This window comes from Desulfosarcina sp., from assembly GCF_041551955.1.
In the GTDB taxonomy this organism is placed as follows: domain Bacteria; phylum Desulfobacterota; class Desulfobacteria; order Desulfobacterales; family Desulfosarcinaceae; genus Desulfosarcina.
Genome location: NZ_JBFELV010000472.1, coordinates 1 through 3,818, shown reverse-complemented (window position 1 = coordinate 3,818; position 3,818 = coordinate 1). Strand labels below are relative to the sequence as shown.

Genomic DNA, 3,818 nt, shown 5'->3' with positions numbered 1-3,818 from the left:
TCTACGTGCAAAGGGACGCCGTGATGATGCCGAATCTCAATATATATCTAAGCATGGTGCACGGCACGCTGATCGGTGTGGGGTTAATCTTCTTTTCGCTCGGTGCAAAATATTTCCCGGCAGCTGAACTGAATTTGCTCTCGCTGGTGGAGGTGGTAGGTGGGGTTATTTGGGTTTATTTGCCAATCTTCGGTGTCAACGAAGTTCCGAGTATGCTCACCGTTGTTGGCGGTTGTATCGTCACGTGTGCGATAATTTTGGACAGTGTCGGGACCAGATACAAAAGGGATGTGGTAAAAGTGGTCGGGAATGACTGATTTGTGTTAAGCTTGTGCCTGCCCGATAACTTGCCCGTTGATTTGAGTGCAAAAAAGGAACTTATATGTAGCCCCCTGACTCTTTTTTGCATTCTTCACGCTATCTGCTGTTTCTAATTTTTTTTGCTTCTCCTACCGTATCAATAAAACAATCAAAAAATTCACTAAATCCAGCCCATTGAAAACCGCATGGTTAAGTCTCGTCTGTTGGCATCATATTCGCTGTACAATTGCCAGCGTTCACCGTTCCAGCCCAAGCAGGCAATCACAAAGGGCAGGATGCAACGCTGCTCACGCACCCTTCCAAAGCGTCGCTTCAATGGTCGAAGGCATGGGCGTTACCGATTTCGGTATTGCCGAAAAGGAGAAACCAATGGCCAATCCTCATGAAAAACGCAATTCCAGTCGTCATACTGTCGGCGGACCGATCACCCTGCATCCAACAATCAGGGCGTCAAGGGATATTAATGCGCACTTGCTTAATTTCAGCGAGCAGGGAATCTGCTTTTCCACTGACAAGCAATTGATTCCTGGTACGACCCTTCTTTTCAAAGCCTCAAAAGACAACTACTTAAGCGCGGACAGGGATGACGATTGCCAATTGCGATCGATCAGTTTGGTGACGGTCAAGTGGTGTCACGAAAGTGCAAAGCAGGATCAGCCCCAGCCCATTCATATTATCGGTGCGAACTACATAATCCCCCCCTATTGATGGGTCGATCAGCTATTTCCGTCCAGGACATCGGTATTTCATTTATCTGGATTGGTAATGTGATGTCACCCCCTAAAAAACAAAACGCTGGCGATTTCCGATTTGTTGAGACAATTCAAAAGGAAAACAAAATTCAGGCGCCACCACAATCATTTTTTATTTGATCTATTAGATTTCGCAGATTTATCTTTTGTAAGAAATATAAATGGAATGGCTAATGGTCCAAAAACAGCTCCCATAACAGCCCAAAATCTGGTGTTTGACCCTCTTTTGTTAGCAATGCGCCAAAGAAGAAACGCACATGATATGCATATTATTGAAATGATAATCATACCTGTCATAGTGCAATTTCTCCTTTGTCTGCCGAGTATTCACAGACCACAGCTTCGATAGTAGCTGATAAAATGGGTTTTTTCAAAACCTGGGATGCCCATCAGATACCTATCACCCATGCATGCTATAAAAGGATTCATCTAAACCTTCGACAACCTGCTCCACCTCTTTCATTTTAACCAGAAACTCAGCCCCTATGAAGTAAAGTCGCTATCAAGGCAATTCTATGTAATTAGTTACATGGTTCTGATCGAAATGGCAATGTCTTGAAGAAAAGCAAAAAAGTTAACAGACTGATAACTTATGACATTTGTTGAACCATGCTAAAAACGGTATAAAATATGCTGCGTCCATCGGCAGCGAGCTGAGCTTGTGGTTGTTTTGCACATACGGAGGTGGATCCCATTGACTGAACAGCCTGACGGGTCGGATACTTCCCAACACCGCTAACCTCCCTTTTTAAACCTGGAGGAATATGTTGAACAAGGAAAGGTTTAAAATGTTTGGCACCTGTGACACCTGTCATAAAGAGGTCATAGAGCAGGACTGTTTCCGCCTGGGGCATGATCTGCTGTATTGCCCCGAGTGCTATGAAAATATAGTCCACGAAGGGCGGCTTGACGCTGGAGACGGAGAACGATTGGACGTTGTCCAAAATCGCCACCACCGCCTCACCTCCTAATCCATCTAATAAAATGTCATCTGGTGTCAGTGGTGTCCCGTTAAGAACCGACTAAATTAAGTTGTATATGGCCACTATTAATTTCGTTTTTGTCATCAGTCTCTGTGAGCGCCTGTAAAATAGGCATTGTCTCAATAATTGAGATACTTAAGATCTGTAGAATTGTGTAGAGACGCTGCTTGATTTTCATGCGGTTTTTAATGATCGCCACCAATACATATACGCCAATGGCGATCCAAATTGGGTCTTAACCGCATTTTCCGATGTATCATAAAATGATTTGATTCTCAGATTTCGATGATGATATTTCTCCCAGTATGGGGCTCAGATCTTGATTTGCTCGAGAAATCAGATCATAATGCTTACGGCCTGATAGAAAAAATCCTAAAAAAATCGATATGATGTCGAAACAGAAGCGGCTCAGTTCAACAGAACTTTTTGCGTCGGCTACGCGCCGCAAAAACGCTTAATCGTTATACGACTTGAATCTATCCGATATAAAAAAATGAATAATAAAAATATCCCGTTTCAAACCATTGATTGGTCAAAAATACCAAAGACAGAACATAAAGGTCAAACTGGTGTTGCTTATTGGCAAACCCTCCAGTTTGATGGTCTTAGAATAAGAATAGTCGAATATTCTGCAGGATATATTGCTGATCATTGGTGTCAAAAAGGTCATATTGTACATTGTCTTGAAGGTGAAGTTGTTAATGAACAAGAAGATGGTAAGCGTTCAATTTTAACTCCAGGCATGTCGTATGTCGTGTCCGATGATTTAAGTTCTCATCGTTCAGTAACAAAAAATGGTGTGAAGCTTATGATAATAGATGGAGATTTTTTGAAATTAAAATAATATAAGACGTATAACCAATCGTTTAATTACTTTCGATGCGCTCACTCGGACCTTTGAACGGGGTCGCTTAACTCAACGTTATAAGAGAAAATGAAAACAGCGCCCACTAAAACTGAATTGCATTTTGCCTATTTTAGATTGTTCGTGGGGGCGCTTATAGGTTTCTTTGTATTTTCCATATTTGCCGCATCCATGCTCTGCATCCATGGATGGTTTGAACCAGATGTGGCGAGGAATCCTTATCTTAGCCCTCCTCCATTGATGACTGTTATGGTATTCGGATTTTTCGGGTTAGTGAGTGGTGCCTTGCTAAGTCTATTTACACAAAAATGGAAGCGATATAAGCAACAGTTTTAATATGAAAATTATAGAAGTCATAGCAATCGGTGCAGCGATTGTATCAGGGGGCTCTCTCGCACTGATTCAAAGTAGGTGAGTCTTTAGCGGTGAGTTATCGCCATTTTGGATTTAAAAGCATAAAAGACGCGGCTAAAATTGAAATTGACTGATTAGATAAACTGTTTCTTTTGGTCTCTGGAATCTCGTTTATAGTTTGTATTGTATTGGTCTTTATATCTTATGAATAAATTAAGAATGTTATAACCATCTGCTGCTCCCGACGCGGCTCCGCCGCGCCGGAGAGCACGACCCTAATTATCGATTACCCACCACTACGTCAGTATCCTCAGGAATTAAAATACAAATAAACTGAAGTCCGGCTCCGGGTCGGGCATTACCGAAGGGCGTCTGTGTGACCGGGGGCCTTTTTTTATTACCCTGCCGGGTGTGAAATGAAAAAAGGGCTTACAGACGAAAATCTGTAAGCCCTTGATGTGTTTGGCTCCCCAGCACGGACTTGAACCGCGGACCCAGTGGTTAACAGCCACTTGCTCTGCCGACTGAGCTACTGGGGAATAT

4 protein-coding genes, 1 tRNA gene and 2 pseudogenes are annotated in these 3,818 nt (G+C 42.7%); 3 read left to right on the top strand and 4 right to left on the bottom strand.

Annotation, left to right across the window (positions count from 1 at the left end):
- Both ABYV26_RS22685 and ABYV26_RS22680 read left to right on the top strand, forming a co-directional pair.
- Positions 1-317 (top strand): annotated as a pseudogene (locus ABYV26_RS22685) (hypothetical protein); the annotation flags it as partial.
- Positions 318-636: 319 nt separating this feature from the next.
- Positions 637-1,029 carry a hypothetical protein gene (locus ABYV26_RS22680; RefSeq protein WP_372683631.1) on the top strand — a complete coding sequence of 131 codons (393 nt, stop codon included), beginning with the start codon at positions 637-639 and terminating at the stop codon, positions 1,027-1,029.
- A 149-nt stretch (positions 1,030-1,178) separates the two neighbouring features.
- Here the strand turns inward: ABYV26_RS22680 and ABYV26_RS22675 are convergent, their stop codons facing one another.
- The 3 genes and pseudogenes from ABYV26_RS22675 to ABYV26_RS22665 form a co-directional block, all read right to left on the bottom strand.
- Positions 1,179-1,370 (bottom strand): hypothetical protein, encoded by a 192-nt coding sequence (locus ABYV26_RS22675; RefSeq protein ID WP_372683630.1) that lies wholly within the window; start codon positions 1,368-1,370, stop codon positions 1,179-1,181.
- 293 nt (positions 1,371-1,663) lie between these two features.
- Positions 1,664-2,026 (bottom strand): hypothetical protein, encoded by a 363-nt coding sequence (locus ABYV26_RS22670; protein ID WP_372683629.1) that lies wholly within the window; start codon positions 2,024-2,026, stop codon positions 1,664-1,666.
- Positions 2,027-2,084: 58 nt separating this feature from the next.
- Positions 2,085-2,359 (bottom strand): annotated as a pseudogene (locus ABYV26_RS22665) (IS4 family transposase); the annotation flags it as partial.
- A 190-nt stretch (positions 2,360-2,549) separates the two neighbouring features.
- Here ABYV26_RS22665 and ABYV26_RS22660 point away from each other — a divergent pair.
- Complete coding sequence (locus tag ABYV26_RS22660) at positions 2,550-2,900, top strand: DHCW motif cupin fold protein (protein ID WP_372683628.1); 351 nt, start codon at positions 2,550-2,552, stop codon at positions 2,898-2,900.
- Positions 2,901-3,738: 838 nt separating this feature from the next.
- Here ABYV26_RS22660 and ABYV26_RS22655 read toward each other — a convergent pair.
- Positions 3,739-3,814: transfer RNA gene (locus tag ABYV26_RS22655), tRNA-Asn, on the bottom strand.
- Between the last annotated feature and the right edge of the window lie 4 nt (positions 3,815-3,818).

Excerpts from the sequence above, each read along its gene's own strand:
- ABYV26_RS22680 (WP_372683631.1), top strand. The coding sequence starts at position 637 with ATGGTCGAAGGCATGGGCGTTACCGATTTCGGTATTGCCGAAAAGGAG.
- ABYV26_RS22675 (WP_372683630.1), bottom strand. The coding sequence starts at position 1,370 with ATGACAGGTATGATTATCATTTCAATAATATGCATATCATGTGCGTTT.
- ABYV26_RS22660 (WP_372683628.1), top strand. The coding sequence starts at position 2,550 with ATGAATAATAAAAATATCCCGTTTCAAACCATTGATTGGTCAAAAATA.